Source organism: Halobaculum litoreum, assembly GCF_030127125.1.
GTDB lineage: Archaea > Halobacteriota > Halobacteria > Halobacteriales > Haloferacaceae > Halobaculum > Halobaculum litoreum.
In genome coordinates, this window is the sequence record NZ_CP126156.1 from 49,100 (window position 1) to 74,377 (window position 25,278).

At 70.6% G+C, this 25,278-nt stretch carries 24 protein-coding genes, 1 tRNA gene and 5 pseudogenes; 8 read left to right on the top strand and 22 right to left on the bottom strand.

Going from position 1 to position 25,278, the window contains the following annotated elements:
* Positions 1 to 112: 112 nt before the first annotated feature.
* The 15 genes and pseudogenes from P0R35_RS00275 to P0R35_RS00340 form a co-directional block, all read right to left on the bottom strand.
* On the bottom strand, positions 113 to 1,363 hold the full coding sequence (locus P0R35_RS00275) for a hypothetical protein (protein ID WP_284013255.1): 1,251 nt from the start codon (positions 1,361 to 1,363) through the stop codon (positions 113 to 115).
* An 805-nt stretch (positions 1,364 to 2,168) separates the two neighbouring features.
* Positions 2,169 to 3,848, bottom strand: a complete 1,680-nt coding sequence (locus P0R35_RS00280; protein WP_284013256.1) for a DUF7845 domain-containing protein — start codon at positions 3,846 to 3,848, stop codon at positions 2,169 to 2,171.
* Positions 3,845 to 4,216, bottom strand: coding sequence for a hypothetical protein (locus P0R35_RS00285; protein ID WP_284013221.1), 372 nt, complete (start codon positions 4,214 to 4,216; stop codon positions 3,845 to 3,847). The genes P0R35_RS00280 and P0R35_RS00285 overlap by 4 nt, the downstream gene beginning before the upstream one ends.
* Positions 4,213 to 4,788, bottom strand: a complete 576-nt coding sequence (locus tag P0R35_RS00290) for a hypothetical protein (RefSeq protein WP_284013257.1) — start codon at positions 4,786 to 4,788, stop codon at positions 4,213 to 4,215. Before P0R35_RS00290 ends, P0R35_RS00285 begins: the two co-directional genes overlap by 4 nt.
* On the bottom strand, positions 4,785 to 5,045 hold the full coding sequence (locus P0R35_RS16465; RefSeq protein ID WP_284013258.1) for a DUF7563 family protein: 261 nt from the start codon (positions 5,043 to 5,045) through the stop codon (positions 4,785 to 4,787). The genes P0R35_RS00290 and P0R35_RS16465 overlap by 4 nt, the downstream gene beginning before the upstream one ends.
* A gap of 66 nt (positions 5,046 to 5,111) precedes the next feature.
* Positions 5,112 to 5,182, bottom strand: a tRNA-Pro gene (locus tag P0R35_RS00300).
* Positions 5,183 to 5,266: 84 nt separating this feature from the next.
* Positions 5,267 to 6,365 (bottom strand): annotated as a pseudogene (locus P0R35_RS00305) (succinylglutamate desuccinylase/aspartoacylase family protein).
* A 76-nt stretch (positions 6,366 to 6,441) separates the two neighbouring features.
* Positions 6,442 to 7,350 (bottom strand): RNA-guided pseudouridylation complex pseudouridine synthase subunit Cbf5, encoded by a 909-nt coding sequence (locus tag P0R35_RS00310; RefSeq protein WP_284013259.1) that lies wholly within the window; start codon positions 7,348 to 7,350, stop codon positions 6,442 to 6,444.
* Positions 7,351 to 7,352: 2 nt separating this feature from the next.
* Complete coding sequence (gene cmk / locus P0R35_RS00315) at positions 7,353 to 7,931, bottom strand: (d)CMP kinase (protein ID WP_284014662.1); 579 nt, start codon at positions 7,929 to 7,931, stop codon at positions 7,353 to 7,355.
* Positions 7,932 to 8,195: 264 nt separating this feature from the next.
* Positions 8,196 to 9,017 (bottom strand): annotated as a pseudogene (locus P0R35_RS16470) (helix-turn-helix transcriptional regulator); the annotation flags it as partial.
* 103 nt (positions 9,018 to 9,120) lie between these two features.
* Positions 9,121 to 9,696: a MogA/MoaB family molybdenum cofactor biosynthesis protein gene (locus tag P0R35_RS00320; RefSeq protein WP_284013260.1), complete on the bottom strand. Its 576-nt coding sequence runs from the start codon at positions 9,694 to 9,696 to the stop codon at positions 9,121 to 9,123.
* A 26-nt stretch (positions 9,697 to 9,722) separates the two neighbouring features.
* Positions 9,723 to 10,199: a hypothetical protein gene (locus P0R35_RS00325; RefSeq protein ID WP_284013261.1), complete on the bottom strand. Its 477-nt coding sequence runs from the start codon at positions 10,197 to 10,199 to the stop codon at positions 9,723 to 9,725.
* A gap of 64 nt (positions 10,200 to 10,263) precedes the next feature.
* The gene (locus tag P0R35_RS00330) at positions 10,264 to 10,467 is read right to left on the bottom strand and encodes a helix-turn-helix transcriptional regulator (RefSeq protein ID WP_284013262.1); all 204 of its coding nucleotides are present in this window, start codon (positions 10,465 to 10,467) and stop codon (positions 10,264 to 10,266) included.
* Positions 10,464 to 10,874, bottom strand: coding sequence for a DUF2178 domain-containing protein (locus P0R35_RS00335; RefSeq protein ID WP_284013263.1), 411 nt, complete (start codon positions 10,872 to 10,874; stop codon positions 10,464 to 10,466). Before P0R35_RS00335 ends, P0R35_RS00330 begins: the two co-directional genes overlap by 4 nt.
* Positions 10,871 to 11,272, bottom strand: a complete 402-nt coding sequence (locus P0R35_RS00340; protein WP_284013264.1) for a hypothetical protein — start codon at positions 11,270 to 11,272, stop codon at positions 10,871 to 10,873. The genes P0R35_RS00335 and P0R35_RS00340 overlap by 4 nt, the downstream gene beginning before the upstream one ends.
* Before the next feature lie 132 nt (positions 11,273 to 11,404).
* Between P0R35_RS00340 and P0R35_RS00345 the strand changes: the two genes are divergently transcribed.
* The 4 genes from P0R35_RS00345 (at position 11,405) to P0R35_RS00360 (ending at position 14,128) form a co-directional block, all read left to right on the top strand.
* On the top strand, positions 11,405 to 12,445 hold the full coding sequence (locus P0R35_RS00345) for a zinc-binding dehydrogenase (protein WP_284013265.1): 1,041 nt from the start codon (positions 11,405 to 11,407) through the stop codon (positions 12,443 to 12,445).
* A complete protein-coding gene (locus P0R35_RS00350; RefSeq protein WP_284013266.1) occupies positions 12,435 to 12,749 on the top strand; it encodes a DUF7977 family protein in 315 nt (104 codons plus the stop codon). Before P0R35_RS00345 ends, P0R35_RS00350 begins: the two co-directional genes overlap by 11 nt.
* Positions 12,750 to 12,812: 63 nt before the next feature.
* Positions 12,813 to 13,175 carry a DUF7522 family protein gene (locus P0R35_RS00355; RefSeq protein ID WP_284013267.1) on the top strand — a complete coding sequence of 121 codons (363 nt, stop codon included), beginning with the start codon at positions 12,813 to 12,815 and terminating at the stop codon, positions 13,173 to 13,175.
* A 50-nt stretch (positions 13,176 to 13,225) separates the two neighbouring features.
* Positions 13,226 to 14,128 (top strand): alpha/beta fold hydrolase, encoded by a 903-nt coding sequence (locus P0R35_RS00360; protein ID WP_284013268.1) that lies wholly within the window; start codon positions 13,226 to 13,228, stop codon positions 14,126 to 14,128.
* A gap of 231 nt (positions 14,129 to 14,359) precedes the next feature.
* Here P0R35_RS00360 and P0R35_RS00365 read toward each other — a convergent pair.
* Positions 14,360 to 16,047, bottom strand: a pseudogene (locus tag P0R35_RS00365) (ABC1 kinase family protein); the annotation flags it as partial.
* Positions 16,048 to 16,052: 5 nt separating this feature from the next.
* A complete protein-coding gene (locus tag P0R35_RS00370) occupies positions 16,053 to 16,409 on the bottom strand; it encodes an Hsp20/alpha crystallin family protein (RefSeq protein WP_284013269.1) in 357 nt (118 codons plus the stop codon).
* A 107-nt stretch (positions 16,410 to 16,516) separates the two neighbouring features.
* On the opposite strand from P0R35_RS00370, the gene P0R35_RS00375 reads away from it, so the two are divergent.
* The 3 genes and pseudogenes from P0R35_RS00375 to P0R35_RS00385 all read left to right on the top strand — a co-directional run bounded on the left by P0R35_RS00375 (position 16,517) and on the right by P0R35_RS00385 (position 20,001).
* Positions 16,517 to 16,789: a hypothetical protein gene (locus P0R35_RS00375; RefSeq protein WP_284013270.1), complete on the top strand. Its 273-nt coding sequence runs from the start codon at positions 16,517 to 16,519 to the stop codon at positions 16,787 to 16,789.
* Positions 16,790 to 16,841: 52 nt separating this feature from the next.
* Positions 16,842 to 18,059: a molybdopterin molybdotransferase MoeA gene (locus tag P0R35_RS00380; RefSeq protein WP_284013271.1), complete on the top strand. Its 1,218-nt coding sequence runs from the start codon at positions 16,842 to 16,844 to the stop codon at positions 18,057 to 18,059.
* Positions 18,056 to 20,001: pseudogene (locus P0R35_RS00385) on the top strand (molybdopterin biosynthesis protein). The gene P0R35_RS00380 and the pseudogene P0R35_RS00385 overlap by 4 nt, the downstream one beginning before the upstream one ends.
* A gap of 38 nt (positions 20,002 to 20,039) precedes the next feature.
* Here the strand turns inward: P0R35_RS00385 and P0R35_RS00390 are convergent.
* The 5 genes and pseudogenes from P0R35_RS00390 to P0R35_RS16780 all read right to left on the bottom strand — a co-directional run.
* Positions 20,040 to 21,101 carry a PhoU domain-containing protein gene (locus P0R35_RS00390; RefSeq protein WP_284013272.1) on the bottom strand — a complete coding sequence of 354 codons (1,062 nt, stop codon included), beginning with the start codon at positions 21,099 to 21,101 and terminating at the stop codon, positions 20,040 to 20,042.
* A 244-nt stretch (positions 21,102 to 21,345) separates the two neighbouring features.
* Positions 21,346 to 21,480 (bottom strand): Ig-like domain-containing protein, encoded by a 135-nt coding sequence (locus P0R35_RS00395; RefSeq protein WP_284013273.1) that lies wholly within the window; start codon positions 21,478 to 21,480, stop codon positions 21,346 to 21,348.
* A gap of 304 nt (positions 21,481 to 21,784) precedes the next feature.
* Complete coding sequence (locus tag P0R35_RS00400; protein ID WP_284013274.1) at positions 21,785 to 22,423, bottom strand: Ig-like domain-containing protein; 639 nt, start codon at positions 22,421 to 22,423, stop codon at positions 21,785 to 21,787.
* Positions 22,424 to 22,546: 123 nt separating this feature from the next.
* Entirely contained in the window at positions 22,547 to 23,230 is a 684-nt protein-coding gene (locus tag P0R35_RS00405; RefSeq protein ID WP_284013275.1) for an Ig-like domain-containing protein, read from the bottom strand.
* Between the two features lie 23 nt (positions 23,231 to 23,253).
* Positions 23,254 to 23,628, bottom strand: a pseudogene (locus tag P0R35_RS16780) (hypothetical protein); the annotation flags it as partial.
* 118 nt (positions 23,629 to 23,746) lie between these two features.
* On the opposite strand from P0R35_RS16780, the gene phoU reads away from it, so the two are divergent.
* Complete coding sequence (gene phoU / locus P0R35_RS00410; RefSeq protein ID WP_284013276.1) at positions 23,747 to 24,418, top strand: phosphate signaling complex protein PhoU; 672 nt, start codon at positions 23,747 to 23,749, stop codon at positions 24,416 to 24,418.
* The last annotated feature ends 860 nt before the right edge of the window (positions 24,419 to 25,278 follow it).

The following is a 25,278-nucleotide window of genomic DNA, read 5'->3' on the forward strand; positions in this document are numbered from 1 at the left end:
TCTATACCCGCCTCGGGTACGTTCGGAGTCCGGTAGCGGAGTGGGCGCTGCTCGCGGCGGTTGGACGTCATCTCTCATCCACTGCGTTGAGGGACGAACAAGTCATGACTGGCTAGGCTTCATACCTCGCTTTCTCGATCAAGTCCCACTCTCCGTTAACCTTCATTTCGAGAGTGATCGATCCGCCATACAGGTACTCAAACGGTTCGTCCAAGCCGAGTGTGTCCTGATTCAAGTAGACACTCGCACCAGGTTCAAAATGGCTCTTCGGTGTGAACTGGGACAGCGGAAGAGTGTCTGTGATCGAAGGCGTATCTGGTTTGATCCTGAATCTATCTACATCTCTGGCTGGTGATGAAACGTTCTTAATTTCCACTTCTTTGTATGAGACAATGCTGATCTCGTAGTAAACGTCCCCATCAAACTTGCTCTGAGTCGCTGTTATAGTGGGTGAGGGTGTCGGAGTGGGCGTCGGAGTGGGCGTCGGAGTGGGCGTGGGTGTCGGACTGGCTGGTGGAGTTGATGTGGAGTTCCTATTGGGGAACTCCTTGCTACCGAAGTCCTCGTAAATTACCTCAGGGTACGATCGAACCACGCCTTCGATATTACCCAGTGAACTGGTTTGCTGCTCTACGTTATATTCGATTCCAGCGATACCTCCTGTGATCGCTCCCTGCACCATCGGCTCATCGAGTGTGCCGGTCGCCCCCGCGATAGACGCTTTCGTTCCTATAGCCGCCGCTGTAGTGTATTTTCCCCCATACGAGTTGATCGCATCCTCAGCCTCAGCAGCAACCTCCATCAGGTCCTTTGCCTCCTCGAGATACGGACTGGGAATCGCGTATACTTGCTGAGTCAGCTGATCGTGACTAGCAGAATCTACTCTATGTATGATCTCCCCATCTTTTTCAAACGTCACGTTAAGGCTTGCTCCCACCGTATATACGCTTTGACGAGTGCTTGCTAACTTGCTTAGTGAGCATTCCAAAATATTTCCCTTGCCCACCACTACGCCGTTATTTACTACCTCAGACTTGTCAGCTTTGACAGAAACACTGGCAGTCTGGCCCACCGGACCATTGCCAGGAGGGACCTGTAGTTCGAGAGATCCATACATATAATCAAAATCTAGCTCTTTGTCGGCCCACATGTGGAATGAAGTGTGAAAATCGACATCTACTGAATCGGTGTTAAAATCCGCGGCTGTTGGGACAACTAGCCGATCGACCTCAGTAATATCGTAAGACCCCTGGTCTTTAGAAATTGTAGTCAAGTCTGAGTTCTGGGATTGACCAGTGACAACGTCTCCTTCCGTCGTGGTAAGAGTGGGCAAGAACGCTTGGACAGTGTAACTACCGCTCATTTCCCCAGTCTGCTCGCTCGTTGTGGTTGACGTTCCTACCAGATCAGAACCGCCATTCGAACACCCCGCGACACCCGCGATTCCCGCGACTGCGGACGAACGGATGAGGTTACGCCTCGAGAGCGAGGATTCATCGGACGGGGAATTTTCATCGGGAGTATGATTCTCAGATGATGTCACAAATAATGCTAGCTTGACGTATATATAAATCCCAATTAAGTGTCAGAACAGCAGCGACTCGCTTCTCTGATATGGGGCGCTGTGTCATCGACCGATTCACGCTCTATATCCAGCCGGCCTCAACAAAATATCGGCGACTAGGGGATTCAACAGAGCTACCCCATCGTAGGGGAACCCGACAAGGGGATTTGTCGAGGTAGTGGGGTAGTGGCCTATGCGGTTCTCGTGTGTCTCACCCTTACGAGCGTCGGGTTCGTCGTCCGGTCGCGGTGGCGGTAGGCCGGCGGCGTTCTGCCGCCGGCCGTAATTCTTCTCTCCCCTTAGGGGCACTACCGTAGGGGAGGGTGCTAATGTGCGGTCGCGGCGCGGACCCGCTCGCGGGCGTTCTCGCGGGGCGTCAAGGGCGCTTCCGGGCGCTCGCGACGGACGCGATCCTCGTCCGCAGCCGAAACTGGAGCGAACACGCCCCATATACACCCGGGCGAAAGTGAAACGGACGATCCTCGTCGACATCGAGGCGTCGCGAGACGACGTCCACCTCTCACAGAAGGCGAGAGGCGCGAAAAGAAGGACTAACGGACGGTGTCGCCACTCAAGAAAGAGCGAACGCTGGGGTGTCGAGGCGCTATCCGGGTGCCTCGCGTAGCCGGCGCTCGCGGATCCTCACGTCCTCGTCACCGAGGCGACCGTCGTACACCGCGACCGCGGCGTCCCGGATCGTCTCGGGGACGTCACCGAGGTACACGAACTCGTCGCGCTGTGGGGCCGCCTCGTCGTCCGTGGCGGCGTCGGAGTCCTCGTCCGTCTCCGAGGGCGTGTCCCGCGCCTCGCGGTCCTCGCGGCGGTCCTCGGCGTCCTCGCGCATGTCGTCAGCAGTCCGTCCGGGCCGCGCCCGGTCCAGTATCTCCCGCGACCGCTCCAGTAGGTCGCGAGAGACGAACACGACGAGGACCGGGTTCCCCAGCCGCTTGACGACACCCTCGCGGGCGAGACGGGCGACGTGGTAGCGGATCGTGGAGCGGGCGAGTCCCGTCCGATCCTCCAGCATGTCGTAGGTCGCGCCCGTCTCCGTGGCGATCACGCGGAGTATGTCGTACACGGCGACCGTCGAGTCTTTCAGCGCCTCGCGGTAGACCTCCGTCGCGACCTCTTGATACCGCTGACGGAGGTGTTCGCGGCGGCCGGTCGGCCGGTGGTACGTCCACTCCGCAGCTCCGGCACCGTCGAAAAAGTCGTCCGAGACGAGGTCCGCCCGCTCGACGCCGGCCCAATGCGCGTGTGTGGCGACGACTGTCCGGAGGTGGTCCATCGCGTCGTCCCACTCGGAGACGTGAGGGAGTTTCCCGTCAGCGCCCGCGAAAGACGCCTCTATCTTCGGATGTGCGTGCGGATCCGACGCGGGCCGCTTGTGCCAATTGGGGATTTCGTAGATTTTGACCTCGGTGGCGAAGTTCACATCCGCGAACCCGAGTAGATCCCAGCGGTCGGACTCCACGCGGGCCTCCAGCCAACCCTCTTGCACCCGCTTTTGATGTGCGTCGATCTCGGAGTTCCCGCCCCACGCGACGAGGTCCTTTGACTGTTCGACCGTCTCGACGACGGCCCCCTTCTTGTCGCGGTCAAATCGGTAGTGGGCTTCGGCTTTCTGGACGCGTCGGGAGTCGGGGTTCCGGTCGCGGGCGACGTCGAGGACGTCGTCTCCGTACACGGCGCGGATCGCGTCGTACATCCGGCGCTCCACCTCGGACCCGGACTCGGCCCACGTCGTCCAACACACGACGCGGGTCCCCTCTCCATACGGACACTCCAGCGGATCCCCGCTCTTGAACACGAGGTCCCGGTACTGCGGCATGACCTCAACGTGGAGGGCGAGTGGGGGCTTCCGCAGCTCCACACCGTCGTCCGTCTCGACGCGCTCGCGGAGCATGATGTGTTGCTCGTAATACTGCGAGTAGTCGTCTCCGTAGCCGGTTCCGGCTTTCCAGCCGGAGGACTTGACGAGAAGGACCCACTCGCCGGCCGTCTCGGGTAGCCACTCGGCGTCGAACTCGGTCGCTGGATACGGTTCGTTCTCGTGGGACTCGACGTTCTCCCTCCAGTAGCGGACAGCGTCGGCATACAGCGTGTCGCGCTGTCCAGCGGGGGCGTCGGCGTCCGAGGGCGCGAGGTCGTTCAATACGTTCGCGACGCTCGCGCCGTGGGCGCGCGGTTTCGGGGCGGCGTCCTCGACGGACGACACCGGGAGGGATCCGGCGTCGCGGTCGCCACCCGGAGCGGCGGCGAAGGACTCGGACTCGAAACTCACCGCTCCACCTCACTCTCCGGGGTAGCGACCCAACGGACGACGGTGTCGGAGAACTCCAGCCGGACGCCGGTCCAGCCGCGACCGCCGTTCACGTTCGCGGCGTAGCGGTTCGTGGGGAGCGGGTGGACGACGGGCTGACGGTGGCGTTCACAGACGAACCCAAACACGACGAGGCGCTTTCCGACGGCGTCCGCGACCTCGTCGGACGCGAGGTTCGGCCGCTGGACGACTTGGGATCCTTTCGTTCCCTCTATCGGGACTCCACACTCGGCGCAAAGGTGCATGGACGCCCCCGACGTGGGCGGCTGACGGACGACGGTGGGCGGGACGATCCCGAACTCTCCGAGGTCGGGGCCGGTGCGACTCACCGTGAACCACCCCCCGAATGCGGGGCGGCTTCGTCCGCAATTGTCGTTTTCGCGCTCGTCTCCCCGTCAGCGTCCGCGAGCCAATGCGTCCCGGATCCGTTCCGGAGGTGAGTGAAGGTGTGCGACGGCTCCGAGAGGCATTGTAGTTGCCCGTGGTGTCCCTGATACTGGAGTTCCCCGCCACACTTGGGACACGTCTCCGCCGAGAGGTAGCCGGACACGTTCCGGCCCCACACTCCACCGTCGGTGACGACAGCGGTCCCGACGTTCGCGGCCTCGGCGTCGTGTCCATACCACTCGCGGTGCTTCTCGACGACACGGCGGGCGTCCTCGGAGACGGTGTCCCCGAGGCGCGCGTCGTCCACGATGGACTCAAACTCGCAATCCCGACAGACGACATGGTACACCGGGCTGTCGCGGCCGGCGTCGCTCGCGGCCTCGTCGTCCCGCAGCTCCGAGTCGGCGTCCTCGTCGACGGCGTCGAACTCGGTAGCGCGCTCCAGCGCCTCGATAGACTCACACTCCGCGCATAGGCGGCCGTGACAGCGGGACCCGCAACGGTCGCACGTCATCGGTTCCCTCCGTCCGTCCGGACGGGCGCTCCGACGCGCGGGCCGCGGTTCCGGTTCGGGTTCTCCGCGGGATCGGGATGTTCGGCGTCGAGTCCGGCGGCGCTCCCGTTCTGGACGCGGAACGTCGAGTCACACGCGAGACAGCGGTGGGCGACGTCGTCCTCGTCTCCGAACACCCGCGCGAACCGGCGTGTGACGTGTCGGCCGCAGAACTGACACTCCGAATTGCCCGCACCCGTGTCGAGCGGGGCCTTCATAGCCCCCACCCCGACGCCGTATGGCGACAGTTACGCCTCGCCGGATAGTTGTTGTCAGAAAGGTTATGGGACCGCCGAGATTCGAACTCAGGTCCTACGGACCCCATCCGCAGAGGATACCACTACCCTACGGTCCCGCACACGATGGGAGACGAGCCCCGGGGTTAAGCCCTTCGTTTCACAGAGCCGTTCCGTCGTGCGATCACACGACACGGCGGCGCTCACTCGTCGTCCGGGTCGCGCGGCACCACGAGGTCGCCGTCGTCGCGGACGGCCATGCTCACGACCGCCGTCCCCTCGTACGTCGCCAGTCCCTCCGCCCGGCCGATGACGTAGCCGTCGTGGTCGCTCTCGACCGTCTCGGTCACCGCCCCGTGGGGCGTCACCACCTCGGCGACGACGTCGCCCGCCTCGACGGCGTCGCCGACGGCGACGCGGTGGCGGACCAGCCCAGCCGACTCGACGCGCGGGCCGACGAACCGCCGGACGGGGTAGTCGACGGGTGCCGCCGGGACGCCGTCGCCGGCGGCGCCGACGCCCGCGGGCACCGCCTCCAGCAGGCCGAACTCGACGGCGGCGGCGCAGACGCCCGCGACACCCGCCGCGCGGGCGGTCGCCTCGACGACGCTGTGGCCGCCCAACTCCGCCGTGATCGCGGGGATCCCGGCGGTGTTGAGCGCCGCGCCGGCGGTCGAGCGCTGGAGCGACTGCTCGACGTACTCCGCGGCGGGGTACTCCGTGAGCACCGGGAGCCCAAGCGCACTCGCCAGTCGGTCGAGGTCCTCGGCGAGCGCCTCGGCCGCCGCCTCGGTTCGCTCGGCGCCGTACAGCACGCGGTCGCGGATCGTGAACGGCATCGAGCCGACCTGTGCGGTGTGGCAGTCGACGAGCAGGTCCGCGGAGTCGGTCAGCGCCTCGAACAGCCGCGTGTCGATCCGCTCTTGGGTCTCGGGCGGGCGCGAGGCGTCGCGCTCGGTGTCCGGGAAGTGACGGTTCGGGTCGTCGCCGCCGTAGTAGGAGGTGCGCTCGTTGCGTCGGAGGCCGGCGGGGTTGACCACGGGGACGACGACGACCGCGCCCGCGAGGTCGCCGGCCAGCGGCGCCGTCGCCGCGGCCACGTCCTGCGCGACGGCGACGCCGGTCGCCTCGTCGCCGTGGACGCCGCCCGTCACCCACAGCGTCGGGCCGTCGGCGGCGCCGTTCACGACCGTCACCGGGAGCCGCTCGCTCCCCCGTCGGGAGCGGTGTCGCCTCGATCCAGCCGTCCGCGCGCTCGCCGGGGGCGGCGCTCGCCGTCCCCACGTCCAGCGTCTCGTCCATGGCCGTGGCTGGGGGTGGCGGCCGAAAAAGCCCCGAGAGCCGGCAGTCGACGCGGGCGGGCCGACCCGACGCGCGCTCACACCAGCACGCGCTCCAACTCGACGACGGTGCCCGACTCGGCGTCGGGGTCGCCCGTCAGCCGGCCCAGACAGACGGCCGACCCGTCGGGCGTGTAGCACGCGAGGAGGTCGCCGTCGTCCGGCGCGCCCGCCCCGAACTCCCCCGTCGCGACGACGCCGGGCGCGTACACGGGCGCGCCGGTCGCGACCTCCCGGGCGGCGGAGGCGGCGACGGTGAGCGACGGCAGGTGCGTCAGCGCCGTCTCCGCCGGCAGGAGCACCGCCCGCAGCAGCGACTCGTCGGGCTCCCCGTCGGGCGTGTCCCGGCCGTCGGCGAAGGCGACGCCGTCGACGAGGTCGTGGAGCGTGTGGAGGTCGCGGTCGTCGAACGGGTCGGTCGCGGTGCGCCGGAGGTGGCCCATGTGGCCCCCGGTGCCGAGCGCGAGCCCGATGTCGTGACACAGTTTGCGGATGTAGGTGCCCGACTCACAGCGAACGCGGAGCAGCACCTGTCGGTCGGTCCGGTCGAGCACGTCGAGGTCGTACACCTTGCGCGTCCGGAGGCGACGCGACACGGCCGACTTGCGCGGCGGCTTCTGGTACAGTTCGCCCTCGAACTCGGCGACGACGCGGGCCAGATCCGTGGGCGCGGTGCCGTGGAGTTCGAGGACGGCGACGTACTCCTTGGCGCCCTCGAGGAACACCTGCGCCAGCCGGGTGGCGTCGCCGGTGAGCGTGGGGAGACAGCCCGTCACCTTCGGGTCGAGCGTGCCGGCGTGGGCCGCGCGGTCGACGCCGAGGCGGTCGCGCACCCACGCGGCGACCTGGTGGGCGGAGGGGCCGGCGGGCTTGTCGAGGTTGACGACGCCGAAGGCGGCCAACTCGTCGACGGACCGGTCGTCGGGGGCCGGACGGAGGTCGGACACGCTCAGAAGTCGTAGTCGACGCCCTCGACGGGGGCCTTCCCCTCGTCGGTGTCGGGGTCGTACGAGTCGACGGCCGTCGTGAGCATCCCGAGCACGCCCTCGGGCGACCAGCGCGCGGTGTTGTACACGAGGTCGTAGATGCTCAGGTCGTCGATGTGGACGTTGTAGTACTCGCGGTAGCGCTTCGCCTCGCTGGACTCCCGCCGGCGGGTCTCCTCGATCACCTGGTCGAGCGGCTTCTCCTCGCGGTCGACGATGCGCTCGCAGCGCACCTCCAGCGGCGCGTCCAACCAGATGCGGAGGTCGGCGTGCTCGGCCGCGAGCCAGCCGGCGAGGCGCGACTCCAGCAGCACGTCGTCGCGCTCGACGGCGACGGCGCGCAGGCGGCGGTCGAGGTCGCGGTCGATCTGGTCGTCCTCCTCGGCGAGTTCGTTGAACTCGACGGGCGTCATGTCGCGCTCGGCGGCCAGTTCGCGGAAGATGTCGCCGCCGGAGACGTGTTCGAGGTCGAACGCCTCCGCGAGCGCGGCGGCGGTGGTGCTCTTCCCGCTGCCCGGCGGGCCGGAGACCGTTAGCAACATATCCCAACTGGGCCGCTCCGGCTCAAAAAGGCGTCCATGTCGCCCCCGGTGTGTGGGGCGCTCGCGTGGCGCGCGCGACGCGGCGGCGCTCGTCGCTCCCGGGCGACGACGCCCGCCGACTCGGCTCCGTGGCTCAGTCCTCGCCCGCGTGACCGGCTCCGCCGCCCGCTCGTCGACGCGGTCGAGGGTGACCGGCTCGGCGGTCTCGCGGGCGGCCTCGTAGCGCGACCGGGCCCACGCGACAGCCGTCTGCGTGTCGTTGATCGCGACGCCGCCGACGCCGGTGTCGGTGTACACGAGCAGCCCGGCCTCGTCGGGGCGGTCCTCGTGCTCCGCGATCCACAGCCCGAACCGCCCCTCGATGGGGCCGACGAGGAACTCGAACTCCCCCTCGCGGATCTGCTCGCGGAGGCGGTCCGGCCGGCTCTCGACCAGGTGGTCGAACACGGCGGGCGTCAGCACCATCTCCGGCACCGCCCCGCGCGTGGTCGCCTCGGCGTCGAACGTCTCGACGTGGCCCGCCAGCGCGACCGGGGCGAGGCCGCGGACGCTGGCCGCGTTCCGGACCGAGTCGAACAGGCGCTCGACGACGCCGTCGGGCACGCTCGGGTCCGGTCGGCTGACGCGCGCGCCGGCGAGGAACCGTCCGTCGAGCGGCGTGTCCGGCGGGAGCGACTCGAACAGCGGCCCGGCGGCCGCGAGCCCCTCGAGTTCGGCGTGGTAGCGGTCGTGGCTCTCCAGCGCCTTCGCGCCGGTCACCGTCGCCCGGAACCCCCCGTCGACCCGTTCGGCGAGCCCGTGGTCGACCAGTTCCCGGACGCCGCGGTCGAGCGTCGTCCGCGGGACGCCCAACTCCTCGACGAGCGTCCGCTTGCGGACGGGCCCCTCGAACAACGCCGCCAACACGTCCCGACGCTTGGCGAGCGTCCCCGCGATCTCGGTTGCGTCGCCGGCGGTCATCGTCGGCGAAAGGGCCGGACCCGTGATGGGTGTTCCGCTTGGCGGGAAGCTCACCGCTCGGCGGGAACGCGTTCGGACGGTGAAGTGATGTGGGTGAGGGGGGTAGGCGTAATCGCCCCCGAGCATCGGTCCCCGACTGCCCGGCCCTCCTCGTCCCCCGTTCGACCCCCGGTCGGGGGACACCCTTCGTCTGCGACCCGCGGCGCCGCCAGCGGCGTCGCCTCGGCGCTCACTCCCGTCTCGCCAGCCCCGCGAGGTGGCCCGCCTCCTCGACGATTATCGCCTCGCTCCCGAGGCGCGCGGCGTTCTCGCTGCCCGGGAGACAGAACACCGGGACGCCGTCGGACACGCCGGCGGTCGCGCGCGTGCCGACAACCATCGTCCCGATCTCCTCGCGGCTGAGCGCGCGGAACAGCTCCCCGAACCCCGGGAGTTCCTTGTCGAACAGCGGCGTCGCCGCCTCGACGGTCACGTCGTCGGGGGTCACGCCCGTCCCGCCCGTGGTGACGACGCAGTCGACGTCGTCGCGCCCGATCAGGCGGTTCACCGTCGCCTGCACGCCGTCGAAGTCGTCGGCGACGATCTCGCGGACGACCGTCTCGTCGCCCGCGTCGGCGACGGCCGCCTCGATGGCGTCGCCCGCGGGGTCGTCGTCGTGCGTGCGCGAGGACGACACCGTCACGACGGCGTAGCCGAGCGTGTCGAGGTCGTGGGCGTGGTGGTCGTCGTGTGTGTGGTGGTCGTGGCCGTCGTGGCCGTGGTCGCGACCGTCGCTCCCGTCGTGTGCGTGATCGTCGTCGCTCATGTCCGGGCGTTCCCGCCCCGGGCGCTTCAAGCCCGCGTCCGGAGCGACTCGCGGACGCCGTCGACGCCGAGGCGGACGGCGAGCGCCAGCCCGCCGAGCGCGAGCGCGACGGCGCCGCCGACGACGAGCCCGACGCCGAGCACCCACACCACCCCGGCCGCCCGGCCGGGGAGGAGCATCGCGAGCCCGACGACGAGCGACACCCCGGTCACGGCGCCGGCCCCGCCGCCGGCCACGAGCCGGTGCCGGCACGGGCGGTCCGCCAACGGCCCGACGCGCAGGCGTCCCTCGCCGGCGGGGAGGCCGTAGCCGACGGCGGTGACGACGCCCGCGAGGGCGGTGCCGATCAGGGCGAACGCGAACCCGAAACCCGCGGGGACGCCGTCCCCGGTCGTCGTCGGCGGCGGGAGGTCGGCGACGAAGGCGGCGACGGCGACGTGGCCGACGAGACCGAGACCGAGCACGGCGGCGCGGAGGGCGGCGAGGAGGCGGGGACGGTCCACACCGGACGTGTCGAACGACCGATAATGGGCTTTGGGGAGGGCCGAGGGTCGGCGGGGGCGCCGGCTACGACTCGTCGAGGTCGGGGTCGAACAGCTCCTCGATCCGGCACTCGAAGAAGCCGGCGAGGCGGAACGCCAGCTCCAGCGACGGGTCGTAGCGGCCACGCTCGATGCTGTTGATCGTCTGGCGGGTGACCCCGACCTCTTCGGCGAGTCCCGCCTGACTCAGGCCGCGCTCCTCGCGGCGGGCGCGCACGTCGTTGTTCATCGAGCGAGTTTGGTGTACCCCAGCGCGAGCGCGAACACGACGAACAGCGCGACGTAGCCGTACAGCGCGCCCGACACCGTCGCGGGCACCTCGAACGCGCCCGTCACGCTGGCCAGCCGGGCCGCGGACGCGCCGACCACGAGCGCGACCGCCGCGACGACGAGGGTGACGTTGCTCGCGCGGCGCTCCAACTCCGCGTCGCGCTCGTCGAACAGCGTGACGGGGGTGAACCGCCACACGCCGAGGAACGCGAGGATGCCGACCCAGTAGACGGCCTCGCCGACGATCGGGTAGCCGAGGACGCGGAGCCCGACGCCGAGCACCGACCCGACGACGACGGCGCCGAACAGCAGGCCGCGGTAGCGACGCCGCCGCGACACCGTCGGCGCGGACACGGCCTCCGTCATCGGCGGGCCCTCACGACGGCGAGCGCGACGCCCCACACGAGGAAGAACGCCGCGACGGTCGTCGCGATCCCCGCGGTGAACGCGGTCCACGAGTAGTAGCCGAGCCCGTTGGCGAGCACGAGCGCGGGGAACACGACGCCCGACGTGACGCCGAACACCTGCACGGCGTAGCCGGAGGCGGTCGTGACCACGTCGGCGTCGCGCTCGTCGAAGCGGACGCCGGCGAGGCGTCGGTAGCCGACGGCGACGGCGGCGACGAGGGCGAACGCCCCCACGGCGGCTACCTCGCGACCGACCGCGAGCAGGCCGACGTACGAGAGCGTCGCCGCCGCCCAGACGACGGCGAGCACGAGGCGGTTCGAGACGAGCGGGGTGGATTCGGGGGTGGTGGTGGACATGGTGTGTAAAGCTCGCTTTACAGTAAAGCGTACTTTACACCCATACTTAGTTCTACCGCCGGGGCGGTTGACACGTTCGGATCGCCGGGTGGGGAAGGGTTTACTCCCCCCGCGTGGCACGTGCGAACACGCATGAAAGCCGTCCAGTTCTCGGAGCACGGCGACCGCGACGTGATCGACTACGGCGACTTCCCGGACCCCGAACCGGGGCGCGGGGAGGTGCTCGTCGACGTGAAGGCGGGCGCGCTCAACCACCTCGACATCTGGACGCGAAAGGGGCTGCCGGGGATCGACCTGGAGATGCCGCACGTTCCCGGGTCCGACGGCGCCGGCGTCGTCACCGCCGTCGGCGAGGGCGTCACGCGCTTCGCGGAGGGCGACCACGTCGCGGTCACCGCGGGCGTCTCCTGTGGCGCCTGCGAGTTCTGCCGCCACGGCGAGGAGTCGCAGTGCGTCCGCTTCTCGATCATCGGCGAGCACCAGCGCGGCGTCCACTCGGAGCTGGCGGCGGTCCCGGCGGACAACCTCGTTCCCGTCCCCGACCACGTCGACTGGGAGGTCGCCGGCTCGGCGTCGCTCGTGTTCCAGACCGCGTGGCGGATGCTGCTCTCGCAGGGCGAACTCGCCCCGGGCGAGAAGATTCTCGTGCTCGGCGCCTCCGGCGGCGTCGGCCACGCCGCCGTCCAGATCGCGGACTTCGTCGGCGCGGAGGTGTACGCCACCGCCTCCACCGAGGAGAAGCTCCGCTACGCGGAGGACTGCGGGGCCGAACACGTGATCAACTACGAGGAGGACGACTTCGCCGCGGAGATCCGCGAGCTGACGGGCCGCCGCGGCGTCGACATGGTCGTCGACCACATCGGCGCGGCGACGTGGACCGACTCGCTGAAGAGCCTCGCGAAGGGCGGGCGCGTCGTCACCTGCGGGGCCACGACCGGCGGCCGCCCCGAGACGGACATCAACCGCATCTTCTGGAACCAGCTGAAGGTGATCGGGTCGACGATGGCGACCCCGGGCGAGGTCGACGACGTGCTCGAACTCGTGTGGGACGGCACGTTCGAGCCGCGCGTCCGGGAGGTGCTGCCGATGAGCGAGGCCGCCCGCGCCCACGAGATGATCGAGAACCGAGAGGGCTTTGGGAAAGTGGTGGTTAGACCCGATAGTGAGCTCTGAGAACGACTCGGGGGAGACGCGCGTCGTCAACACCGGCGACGGCTACGAGCGCGTCGACCCGGCGGACGACGGCGACCGCGCGGGGACCGCCGACGCGGACGACGACCTCGGGCGGACGGGCTGGGTGCTCGTCGCGGTCGTCGTCGTCGCGTTCCTCGTCGTCCCGGGGGCGATCTACCTCCGGCCGACGATCCCCGACGAGATCGGTCTGCGCTTCCTCGCGGCGATGCTCGTGTTGCCGTTCCTCCCGGCGCTGCTGCTCGGGGCGACGGCCGTCTGGACGCTCGCGGTCGGCGACGAGTAGGCCGCGGGCGGCCCGCCGGCTTCGCGACATATTTTTCACGGACGGAGCGATCGGTTCGAATCGATGACCGACGCGCTCGTGGCCGACCTCCGCGCGGAGGTGGGCGACGCCCTCCGTGCGGTGGGATCGTACGACGGCGACACGTACCACGTGACGTACCTCCGCGACGACGTGGCCACGGCGTTGGACGACGACGACCTCGACGCGATCAGACAGGGCGCGGTGTTCGACTCGTTGGAGCGCGACTACTACGAGCGGCTGTTCTCGGTCGCGGGGGCGTTCCAGGCGACCGTCCGGCGGTTCGAGCGGGCGGTCGTCGTCGAGGTGCCGACCGGCACCGGCGGGGGCGTCCTCGTGAGCCTCGACCGCGACCACGGCGGCTCGGTCGACGCGGTCGTCGACCGCTGCCGGTCGGTCGAGGTCTGAACGGCTCGTCCGGCCGGTACGTTTTCGCCGCCGAGCGCGTACGGACGGGTATGCCCACGACGCTTCGCGCCGCCCGCGAGCCGGACGACGTCCCCGCGGACGTGCCCGGGGAGTCGACGTTCGTCGAGGCGAACGGCCGCACGTTCCACGTCGTCGAGGCCGGCCCGGCCGACGGCGAGTTGGTCCTGCTGTTGCACGGCTTCCCCGAGTTCTGGTACGGCTGGCACGACCAGATCCGCCCGCTCGTCAACGAGGGGTACCGCGTCGTCGTCCCCGACCAGCGCGGCTACAACCGCAGCGAGCGCCCGGGCGACGTCGCCGACTACCGGATCGAGGCGCTGTCGGCGGACGTCGTCGGTCTGATCGACGCGTACGACCGCGAGACGGCCGCGGTCGTCGGCCACGACTGGGGCGGCGTCGTCGGCTGGTGGACGGCGCTGCACAGCCCCGAACGGCTCTCGGCGTTCGTCGCGGTCAACGCGCCCCACCCGACGGTGATCCGGCGCACGCTGTCGGGCGACCCGGCGCAACTGCTCCGCTCGGGGTACGCGCTGTTCTTCCAGGTGCCGAAGGTGCCGGAGGCGGTGATCCGCGCGGCCAACTGGCGCCTGCCGGTGACGATGCTGCGCGAGTCGTCGATGCCGGGCACGTTCTCGACGGCCGACTTCGACCGCTACCGCGCCGCGTGGAACCGCGAGGGGGCGTTTACGGCGATGCTCAACTGGTACCGCGCGTCGGGCCGCCACCGTCCCGCCCCGGAGACGGACGAGGTGACGGTGCCGACGCGGGTGATCTGGGGGGTCCACGACCAGTTCCTCAAGCGCCGGATGGCGTACGACTCCGTCGACTACTGCGCGGACGGCCGGCTCACGACGTTCCAGGAGGCGACCCACTGGGTCCAACACGAACAGCCGATGAAGGTCGCCGACGCCATCGTCGACGAACTCGCCTGAGGGCGGCTACTCCTCGCGCTCGTCGGCGACGCCGATGGCGACGCCGGCGTCGTCGTCCCAGTCGCGCCGGCCGCGGCGCCGCTCGCGCAGGTCGCGGCCGCCGTCGGCGGTCGGTCCCGTCGACTCCTCGTCGTCGTCCGTCGCCGCGCCCCCGCCCGCCTGGTTCACCGACCCGGGCATCATCGCGTCGACGGTGCCGGGGCCGTCCTCGTCCTCGCCGGGCTCGGCCGCCTGCCGCTCCTTGAGGTTCTGCCGGGTGAACTGCGGCTGGGCGCGCAGCCCCCGCCGCTCCTTCGTGAACGAGCGGTACAGGAAGAACACCATCGGGAGGGTGGCGACGACGATGGCGACCGAGAGGTAGACGTTGAGCATCGAGTCGGGCGTCTGGTTGAACGAGTAGATGATCGCCGCCGACAGCCCGCCGACCGCGGTGAGGATCGAGTAGGCGATCCGCTTGGCCAGCCGGTCGAGGACGTTGTTCTCGTCGTTCAGCGTGACGTTGACGTTCAGGTCGCCCCGCTGGGCCGTGTCGAGCACGTCGTCGAGCTTCGGCGGGACCGTGAACAGCGCCCGCGCCGTCCGCCGGGTCTGCTGGGCGGCCTCGCCGGCGAGCCGGCGGGCGGTGTCCTCCAGGTACCCCTGTTCGGAGAGGTACTCGGTGGCGACCTCGATGAAGTCGAACTCGGGGTCGAGCGTGACACACACGCCCTCCACGACCGTCGCGACGCGCAACACCAGCGCCATGTTCTGCGGCAGGCGCAGCGGGAAGTCGTAGATGGTCGACTCCACCTGCTCGATCACCTGCTGGACGCGGTACTGCTCGATGTCCTCGCCGCGGACGTCCGCGATGGCCAGCTCCATCACGTCGGCCATCACCTGTCGGTCGGCCTCCGGCGACAGCGTCCCCATCTCGACGAGGGCGTCGAGGATGCCGTCGATGTTCTGGTTGGCGACGGCGATGTAGAAGTCGATGATCTTCTCCTGGATGAACGGGTCGACGCGGCCGGCCATCCCGAAGTCGTAGAAGATGATCTGTCCCTCCGGCGTCACCGAGAGGTTCCCCCGGGTGGGGGTCGGCGTGGAACACGCCGTCCTCGGCGATCATCTGGAGGTAGACGCGCTGGAGCGTCGTCGCGAAGCTCGGTCCGGTCGATGCCCATTCGATCGAGCGCGGCTACGTCGGAGATCTTCGTCCCCGGGAGGTACTCCATCGTGAGCACGCGCGGCCCCGAGGCGCCCGGCTCCGGCTCCGGGATGACGACCCGGTCGTTGCCCTCGAAGTTCGCCCGGATCTCCCGGAGCACGCGCTGTTCGCGGGCGTAGTCCATCTCCTGGTGGATCGTCTTGTCGAACTCCTCGGCGAGGTTGTCGAGCGAGAACGCCTGCCCCTGCCCGACGAACCGCGAGAGGAGCGGCACCGACCACTTGATGACGGTGAGGTCGGCCTCGACGAGCTCCTCGATGCCCGGGCGGCGCACCTTCACGGCGACCTGCTCGCCCTCGTACGTCGCCACGTACACCTGCCCGAGGCTCGCCCCCGAGATCGGTTCGGTGTCGAACTCGTCGAACACCTCGTCGACGGGGCCGAGCTCCTCCTCCAGCACCGCCTTCGACTCGGGCCACGGCGCCGGCGGCACGTCGTCCTGCAGCGACGACAGCACCTCGATGTAGGAGGCCGGGAGCACGTCCGGCCGCGTCGAGAGGATCTGCCCGAGTTTGATGAACGTCGGGCCGAGCGTGAGCAGCGTATCGAGCAGCACCTCCGCGCGCTCCAGCCGCATCTCGCGGGTGACCTCGCGGGACCCCCCGACGACGAGGAAGCGTTTCCGGTCGCGGAGGAGCGCGACGATCAGCGGCAGGAATCGGTAGAGGACGACGGGGAACCGTCGATACGCACGCAGTGAGACCAGCGTGACCACCCGGGTTACGCGTCCGACACCGGGATGGAGTGGTCGGGCGCGGTCGCGCGCTTGGGGAGCCGCACCGTCAGGACGCCGCGGTCCATCTCGGCGTCGCTCCCCTCGTGGGTCGCGTCCGGCGGCAGCGGGATCTCCGCGTCGAGGAACAGCGGGCGGTCCTCCTCGACGTAGCTGAACGCGGCGTCGGTCGCCTTCTCGCGGCGCGCCTCGACGTGGAGTCGGCCCCGTTCGAGGCGCACGTCGGTCGTGTCCGCGCTCGCACCCGGGAGGTCGACGACGAGGAGGTACGAGTCGTCGCTCTCCAACAGATCGGCGAACACCGGCTCGGGGAGGTCCCGGAGCGCCTCTCGTAGCTTCGACATGGACGGGACAAGGGGCGGCGCGTCGAAAAAGGCCGCGGTGACGGCGCCGTCCCGTGCGTGTGAGTGTCTCCCGAGGATTTATGCCGCCGGGACAGGTGCGCCCGAGTATGCACGAGGCTGCCGAGGAGCGCGACCGCGAGTCCCCGACCGACCCGGCGGCGACCGCGGGCGTCCCGGTTCGCGTCGAGCCGGACGCCGCGGTGGTCGCGGTCGACCCGTGGGTCCCGCCGGACCGTCGCCGGGAGTCGCCGGCGGCGTTCCGCCCGTTCGCGGCGGCACGGGCGCTCGGCGGGCGACTCCGCGGACTCCTCGGCGGGCGACTCCGCGGACTCCTCGGCGGCGGGCGGTCGGCCGAGCGGCGCCGGGGCACGGAGAAGTAAGCCGAGGGGGTCGACTGGCGGCCTTTTTACGCCGGCGCGGCAACGATCCGGTATGAGTCACGACCGCACACGCTCCGGGTTCAAGGAGCGCACGCGCGTCGCCGACGCCCGCGAGCGCCTGCTCGCGGCGGCGACCCCGCACGGGCGGACGGAGACGGTGCCGCTGACCGCGGCCGACGGCCGCGCCGTCGCCGCGCCGGTCGCGTCGCCGGTGCCGGTGCCCGGCTACGACCGCGCGGCGATGGACGGGTACGCGGTGCGGGCCGCCGACACCTTCGGCGCGTCCGCCCGCTCCCCCTCGGTGCTGGTCGCCGACGACGGGGAAGTCGGCCCGGAGGGGGCGGTCCGCGTCCACACGGGCAGCGAGTTGCCGCCCGGCGCCGACGCCGTGGTCATGATCGAACAGGTCGACGAGGTCGGCGACGAGGTGGAGGTGTTCGACGCCGTCGCCGAGGGGGAGAACGTCGGGCCGGCCGGCGAGGACGTCGCCGAGGGGCAGACGCTGTACGAGCCGCCCCACCGCCTGCGCCCCTCGGACCTCGGCCTGCTCAAGTCCGTCGGCCTGACCGAGGTGACGGTCGCCGAGCGCCCCCGCGTGTCGGTGATCCCGACCGGCGAGGAGCTGGTCGAGGCCGACCCCGGCCCCGGCGAGGTGATCGAGACGAACGGGCTCACCGTCTCGCGGCTGGCCGAGCGGTGGGGCGCCGACGCGACGTACCGCGACATCGTCACGGACGACGAGGCGGCGCTGCGCGAGGCGGTCGAGCGCGACCGCGACCACGACGTGGTCGTCACGACGGGCGGCTCCTCCGTCGGCGAGCGCGACCTCGTCCCGGAGGTGGTCGACGACCTCGGCGAGGTGCTCGTCCACGGCGTCGCCCTCAAGCCGGGCCACCCGGTCGCGCTCGGCGTCGTCGGGGACACGCCCGTCGTCATGCTCCCGGGCTACCCGGTCGCGTGCATCGTCAACGCCGTCCAGTTCCTCCGCCCGCTGGTCCGCGAGGTCGGCCGGCTCCCGCACGAGCCGCACCCGACGCGGCGGGCGACGCTGACGCGGAAGGTGTCCTCCGAACCGGGCGTGCGGACGTTCGCCCGCGTGCGGCTCGCCGACGGCGACGACGGGACGGAGGCGACGCCGACGCGCGCCTCCGGCTCCGGGATGTTGTCGTCGGTCGCGCTCGCGGACGGCTGGGTCGTCGTCCCCGAGTCGCGCGAGGGGCTCGACGCCGGCGAGGCCGTCGACGTGGCGCTGTGGGAGGTGAGCGAATGAGCGACCGCAAGGAGTTCCGCGACCTCGCCGAGCCGGAGGAGGCCCACGAGGCGATCGCCTCGCTGGACCTCGCGCCCGACCCCGAGTCGGTGCCGCTGCGGGAGGCGCGCGGCCGGGTGCTCGCCGAGCGGGTCGACGCCGGGCTGGACGTGCCGGGGTTCGACCGCGCGTCGATGGACGGGTACGCGGTGCGCGCGCGCGACACGTTCGGCGCCGACGAGGCCGACCCCGCGACGCTGGCGCTGGTCGGACAGGTCCACGCCGGGAGCGAGCCGACCGTGACCGTCGAGCCGGGCACCTGCGCGGAGATCTCGACGGGCGCCGTCATGCCCGACGGCGCCGACGCGGTGGTGATGGTGGAACGGACGACCGAGGTCGCGGGGGCGGGCGCCGACGGCGACGGCGACGCCGTCGAGATCCGCACCTCGGTCGCGCCCGGCGACCACGTCATGTTCGCGGGCGCCGACATCGCGGCCGGCGGCCGCGCGCTCGGCCCCGGCACGGAGATCACGCCCCGCGAGATCGGGCTGTTGTCGGCGCTAGGCGTCGACGAGGTGCCGGTCCGCGGCCGGCCGACGGTCGGGATCGTCTCCACCGGCGACGAGCTCGTCCGCCCGGGCGAGGAGCTCCACAGCGAGCGCGGCCAGATCTACGACGTGAACAGCTACACCATCGCCGCGGGCGTCGAGGAGGCCGGCGGCGAGGCGCGGCTGTACCCCCACGCGGGCGACGACTACGACGAGATGGAGCGCCTGCTCGTCGAGGCGAGCGAGGAGTGCGACCTCGTGTTGTCGTCGGGGTCGACCTCCGCCTCCGCGGTCGACGTCATCTACCGCGTCATCGAGGACCGGGGGGAGCTGCTCCTCCACGGCGTCTCGGTCAAGCCGGGCAAGCCGATGCTCGTCGGGCGCCTCGCCGACTCCGCGTACGTCGGGCTCCCCGGCTACCCGGTGTCGGCGCTCACCATCTTCCGGACGTTCGTCGCGCCGGCGATCCGGCGGGCGGCCGGCGTCCCCGAGCCGGCGACGGCGACGGCGACCGGCCGGATGGCCGTCGAGGAGCGCTACTCTGAGGGCCGGATGCGGCTCATGCCCGCCGGCCTGGTGGCGGACGGCGACGGCAACACGCTCGTCTACCCGGTCGACAAGGGGTCGGGCGCGACGACGAGCCTCGTCGAGGCCGACGGCGTCGTCGTCGTCGACCCGGACACCGAGTACCTCGCGGCCGGCGAGTCGGTCGCGGTGCAGCTGTTCTCGCCGGAGGTGCGCGCGCCGACGCTGTTCGCCGTCGGCGAGGACGACCCCGCGCTGTCGCGCCTGCTCGACCGCGTCGAGCGCCCCCGGTACCTCGCGCTCGGCTCCCGCGAGGGCTGCGCCGCCTGCGCGACGGCGTCCCCGACGCGGCCGTCGTCGCGGGCGAACCGGGCCGCGACCCGGTCGCCGCCCCCGACCCGACGGGCGACGCCGCACCCGAGCCGGCCGACCTCGTCGGCGAGTGGCACCGCGAGTGGGGACTGGTCGTCCCCGCCGGCAACCCCGACGACGTGACCGGGCTCGCGGATCTGGTCGACCGCGACCTCCGGTTCGTCAACCGCGACTCGAACTCGGGGCTGCGCACCGACCTCGCGAACGCGCTGGCCGATCTGGCCGACGAGCGCGGGACGACCCGTCGGGAGGCGACCGAGGCCGTCGACGGCTTCGACCGCGCCGTGCGGGCCCACGAGTCGCCCGCCCGCCGCGTGCTCGCGGGCGACGCGGACGTGGGCCTCGGCCTGCGCGCGACGGCCGAGCGGCTCGACACGGGGTTCGTGCCGCTGGGCACCCAGCCGGTGCGGGTGTACGCCAACCACGCCCGCGCGGGGAAGCCGGGTGTGACGGCGCTGGCGGCGGCGGTCCGCGACGGCGACGACGTGTTCGCGTCGCTGGCGGGGTACGAACGGTAGAGCGCAGGCGGTCGCCGGCGGGAGCGGTCGACGGCGGCTTACGGCGTCGGCGCGGCCTTCTGGAGGGCGGTCTCGGCGATGTTGCCGCCGTAGTCGCCCGCACGCGAGACGGAGTCGACGATGAGGCCGAGCAGTTGCGCCTGCGCGGGGTCCATGTCGCGCAGGAGTTCGTCGATCCCGCGCGCCCGTTCGTCGACGCCGCGAACGGCGCCGCGGGCCTCGTTGGCGAGCGTCGTCGCCTCGGCGCTGTCGTCGGCGAACAGCGCCTCCATCGCCCGGTCGACGACCTCGCGGGCGTCCTCGTCCAGTTCCCGCAGCGCGTCGACGAACTCCTCCGGCAGGTCGAAGCCGTCGCTGTCCGGCATGCGCGGCTCCTCGCCGCCGACGTTCGAGGCCTCGTCGCTGCCGAGCAGTTCCAGCGTGATGTGTGCGATCTTGGTCGCGTGGTCGGCCACGCGTTCGAGTTGGCGGGCGCTGGAGTGGTAGTCGAAGCACACCTCCCGCGAGAGGCCGATGTCCTCGGCCGCCTTCGGGGTCCGGAGGGTCGCCCGGAAGATGCGCGAGACGACCATGTACAGGCGGTCGACGTCGTCGTCGCGCTGGATCACGTCCAACGCCATGTCCTCGTCGGCGGTCGTGAGGGCGTCGACGGCGTCCTCCAGCATCGAGACGGCGATGAGGCGCATCCGCGTCACCGCGTTGTGGATCGACAGCTCCGAGGAGTCGAGCAGGTCGCGGATCACGACCCGGTCGCGCGTCTCCTCGAGCACCTCCAGCCCGACGAGGCTCTGGACGGAGTCGCGGATCGTCCGGCGCTGGTCGTTCGTGATCCGCGGCGCCTCCAGCGCGATGATGTCGAAGCCGGAGACGTACATCGTCATCACCGCGCGGGTGAGCTGGTCGCCCGAGAGGTCGCCGATGTCGAGCGTCCCCTCGGTGCGCTCCTCCTCGCTCACCGGGGTGAGGAACAGCGAGTCGCCCTCCGGGTAGAACTCGACCTCGGTGCCCGCGCTCACCCCGTTGTCGGTCGCCCAGTCCTTCGGGATGGACACCGTGTACGTCGACCCGCCGGTCACCTGCACCTTCCGTGTCTCGACCATCGACCTCACCTCGGGCCGTGCCCGGATTAAATCTGCCGATGCTCTATATATCTCTCTGCGGTCCTCGGAGGACCGTCCGACCGCGCCGCGGTTGCTCGCCGGACCGCGGGCCGACCCACCGCAGCCCGATCGCGTGGCTGCGAGGCGAATCGGGCGTCGGATCGACCCGCGGTTCGGGCCGAACTGTCCCGTTCGTCGTTCCCGTACCGGATCGATCCGGACTATATATCTATATACTCCCGGGTCACCGGTCGGGGCCGGTCGGGCTGACCGTGACGGCGACGCCGCGCTCGGCCAGCCGGACGACGACCGGGCCGACGGGGGGACAGACGGCCCAGTCGACGCGCTCCGTCTCGCCGTCGACGGTGACGTCGAACACGTAGCCGGCCGCGGGGGGACGGCCGCGGGCACCGTCGTCGCGGCGCCGCCGGCGAGGGTGAACGAGCGCGCGAACCGCTCGCGCCCGTCCGCGGCGACGGCGACGGAGAGGGTCGCCTCGGCTTCCAGGTCGTTCCGGACGCGGAGGTCCCGCACGAGCAGGTCACACAGGAACCGCGGCTCGTCGTCGAGGCGGAGGACGAGCGAGCCGTCGGCGAGCGGTTGCCACCGGAACGTCGCGGTCGTCCCGCCGTCGACGCCGGCCCGGACGCGAACCGCCGCGCTCGGCACCGCGAGCGGGACCGTCAGTCGGCTCCCGGCCGGCACGTCCAGCGTGGCCGTCGTGGCCGCCCCGCCGGTGTCCGCCGAGAGCGTGACCCGGCGGGCCGACCCGGGGCGTCGACGAGGAGCGGCACCGTCCCCCGTCGACGCCGACGAGCCCCCGGGTCCGCCGCCACGAACGGCGCGACCTCGCGCGGGTCGTACAGCGAGAACGCCCGGACCGCCGCGCCGACGCCGACGCCGAGGTGGGCGCCGCCGTCGCCCGGGTCCCACGTCGTCTCGGTCCCCCGCCCGTCCGCGGCCGTCACGCGGACGGCGTACTCCCGCGCGGCCCCGAACACCCCCGGGATCCGGGTCTCCCCGCCGCCCGGAACCCGGACCGTCCGGTCGAGGACCGGCGTCTCCCCCTCCCGGACGGCGACCCGGACGGCCACGGCGTCGAGCCGCCGGTTCCCGACCACGACGGCCCGAGGCGTCGCCAGCGCGTCGTTCGCCGCCGCGCCGTACGGCGTGGGCGTGGCGGTCGGCGTCGGCGTCGGGGTGGGCGTCCCCCGCAGCGCCGGGTTCACCGTCCGGGACCGCTCCCCAGAGCCGTCGGCGCCGCAGCCGGCCAGCCCCGCGACTCCTGCCGCGACCGCCGAGAGGACCGCCCGTCTGAACATGGTCGCGCTACGGCCGGCGGGCACGTGAAAGCGACCCACCGTCGCTGACGGGGTGTGATCCGGTGTCGTCGGGAGCGCTCCGGTGGCGTCGGGTGTCGCCGGGGGCGGTCCCGGACCGGCGGGTCACTCGACCGCGCGCGACCCGACCGCGATGCCGTCGTCGGTCACGCGGACCGTCAACGGCCCCCGGGCGGGACACCGGTCGAGCCGACGGCGGACCTCGCGGTCCCCGTGGCTCGCGGCGACGAGGAACTCCCCCGCCGGCGACACCGCCGTCGGCACGGTGACGCTCCCGCCCGCGACGGGGTACACCGTCCAGTCGAGGCTGGTGCGGCCGTCGGCGACCACCTCCACGTCGACGGCGGCGTCGTCGTCGGTCGCGTTCTCGACGACCACGTCGCGGATCAGGAGGTCACACACCAGCCGCGGCGGCGAGCCGTGCAGACAGTACAGCGCCCCGTCCTCGCCGGGGAGCCACTCCCGTCGGTCGCTCCCCGCGGCGGTGTCGACCGCGACCGACACCGGCCCGTCGGGCATCGACACCGGGACGGGGACCCGCGAGGCGGCCGGCACGCGGAGGTCGACCCCCGCGGAGCCGTCGCCGTCGGCGAACGAGAGCCGGACGCGACCGCCCTCGCCCGGCGTGTCGACGACGACCGTGCCGGTCGCGGTCGCCCCGCCGACGACCACCCCGCCGGTCGACCCGACGACGAACTCGGGCGCCGTCGACGGCGGGTAGCTGTCGCGCGTCGCGACGCTCCCCCGAGGTCGATCTCGAGGTCGCCGCCGCCCGCGCGAGGGGCCCACTCGAAGCGGCCGCGGCGGCGGTCGGTGGTTCGCACCTCCACGTCGTACGTCCGCGCGGCGCCGATGACGGCGTCGAGCCGGACCCGGTCGGCCGGCGGCACGCGCAGGGTCCGTTCGACGGCCACCGTGTCGCCGTCGGCGATCCGGAGCGCGATCCAGTCGGGGCCGACGAGCCGGTTCCGGACGACGACCGAGCGGGGACGGTCGAGGCTGTCGGCCGCGGCCGAGCCGTACGCCGGCGGCTCCGGCGTGGGCGTGGCGGTCGGCGTCGGCGTCCCCGTCGGGGTGTCCCGCAGCGCCGGGTTCACCGTCCGCCGGCCGCCGCTCTCCCCGGACGAACAGCCGGCGAGCCCCGCGAGCGCGGCGACGCCGGCGGACAGGAACCGCCGTCGATCCATGGACGCGGTACGCGCGGGCCGTACAAGAAGCCCCGCCGCGCTCGCCGTCCCGCGCCGGAGCGGCGGCCGTCGCCGCACGAACCGAACGTTTACACCCCGCGGCGGAACACCGGGACGTATGCCCAGAGAGAAGTACCAGGAACGCCTCGCGGAGCTTCGCGAGGACGTGCTCTACATGAGCGAGATCGTCGCCGAGCGGCTCCGCATGGGGATGGACGCGCTCGCCGAGAAGGACGAGGCGCTCGCACAACGGGTCATCGACGAGGACTCCGAGGTGAACCGCCTGTACCTCGACCTCGAACAGGACTGCGTCGACCTGCTGGCGCTCCAACAGCCCGTCGCCGGCGACCTCCGCTTCGTCACGGCGTCGTTCAAGATCATCACCGACCTCGAACGCATCGGCGACCTCGCGACCAACCTCGGCGAGTACACCCTCCAGGCCGAGCGCGACGTGTTCCCCGACGTCGACGTCCAGCGCATCGGCGAGGCCACGCTCGACATGCTCGACGACGCGATGCGCGCGTACGCCGACGAGGACGCCGAGGCGTGTTTCGCCGTCGCCGCGACCGACGACGACGTCGACGAGCTGTGTGAGACCGCCTCGACGGACGTGATGCTCGACCTCATCGAGGGGGACGAACTCGACACCGCCGACCCCGAGACGCTGATGGCGGACGTCTCGCGCCTGCTGCTCACGATCCGCGACCTCGAGCGCGTCGGCGACCACGCGGTCAACATCGCCGCGCGGACGCTGTACATGATCGAGAACGACGACGCGCTGATCTACTAACCGACCACTTTTCGCGGGGGCCTCGCGCCCTTCGGGCGCTCGACCCCCGCCAAAACCCGTCGATGATCAAAGGCCGGACCCTCCCTTCGGTCGGGTCCGGTGAACCGCTCGCTTCGCTCGCGGATGCTATCTCCGCAGTCCCGGCCTACGAGTTGTCGTATTTCGGGCCGCTCTGAAACGTGGAGCAGTCAGCGATAGATACAGGGCAGGTGGTTAGGGCTGCCGTCTGATCGACTGATGTGAATTGTACTTATCCGCACGAATGCGCGACACTCACACCATAGGAGGTCCGGGTTGCCCGGTATCCGTTCAGGTCGAGGTCATCACAGTTCATAGTCATATAGGCCTGTATTTGATTTTCCGTTTCGTAGACCGTAATGACCAGTGCAAAGTTCACTGGGAGGTGTTCCTCGTCGATCTCCGTTCGGTTTGATTCACCGGGCCCGACAGTAAATCGGCCGTGGAAATAGGCTGATTCGGGTAATTCGATTCTGTTGTATGTTTGATTTTCACCCGAATATGTTTTTGAACTTCCTTCGGAAATGGGTCCCTCGCTCACTCGGCCATCGTTCATATAGGCGGTGACATTTGCCGGTCGCTGGACTACAAAGACCTCAAACGTCGTTGTCTCATTGATCGTATTGTTGAACTGAATCCTGACGGGATGATCCTGCTTGGTAGGCTGGTCAATTGGCAACATACACCCTGCCAAAACAAGGAGTGTACCGAGACCAAGTATTGAGAGAAGGTGCCTTGTGTTGCCAGCACGGGCGGACCGTCCACTCATATCTCTTCGTTGGGTTACACCCTCGTGAATAGTTACTTCGTACTCATATGTTATGCCGACGATCAAAAACTTC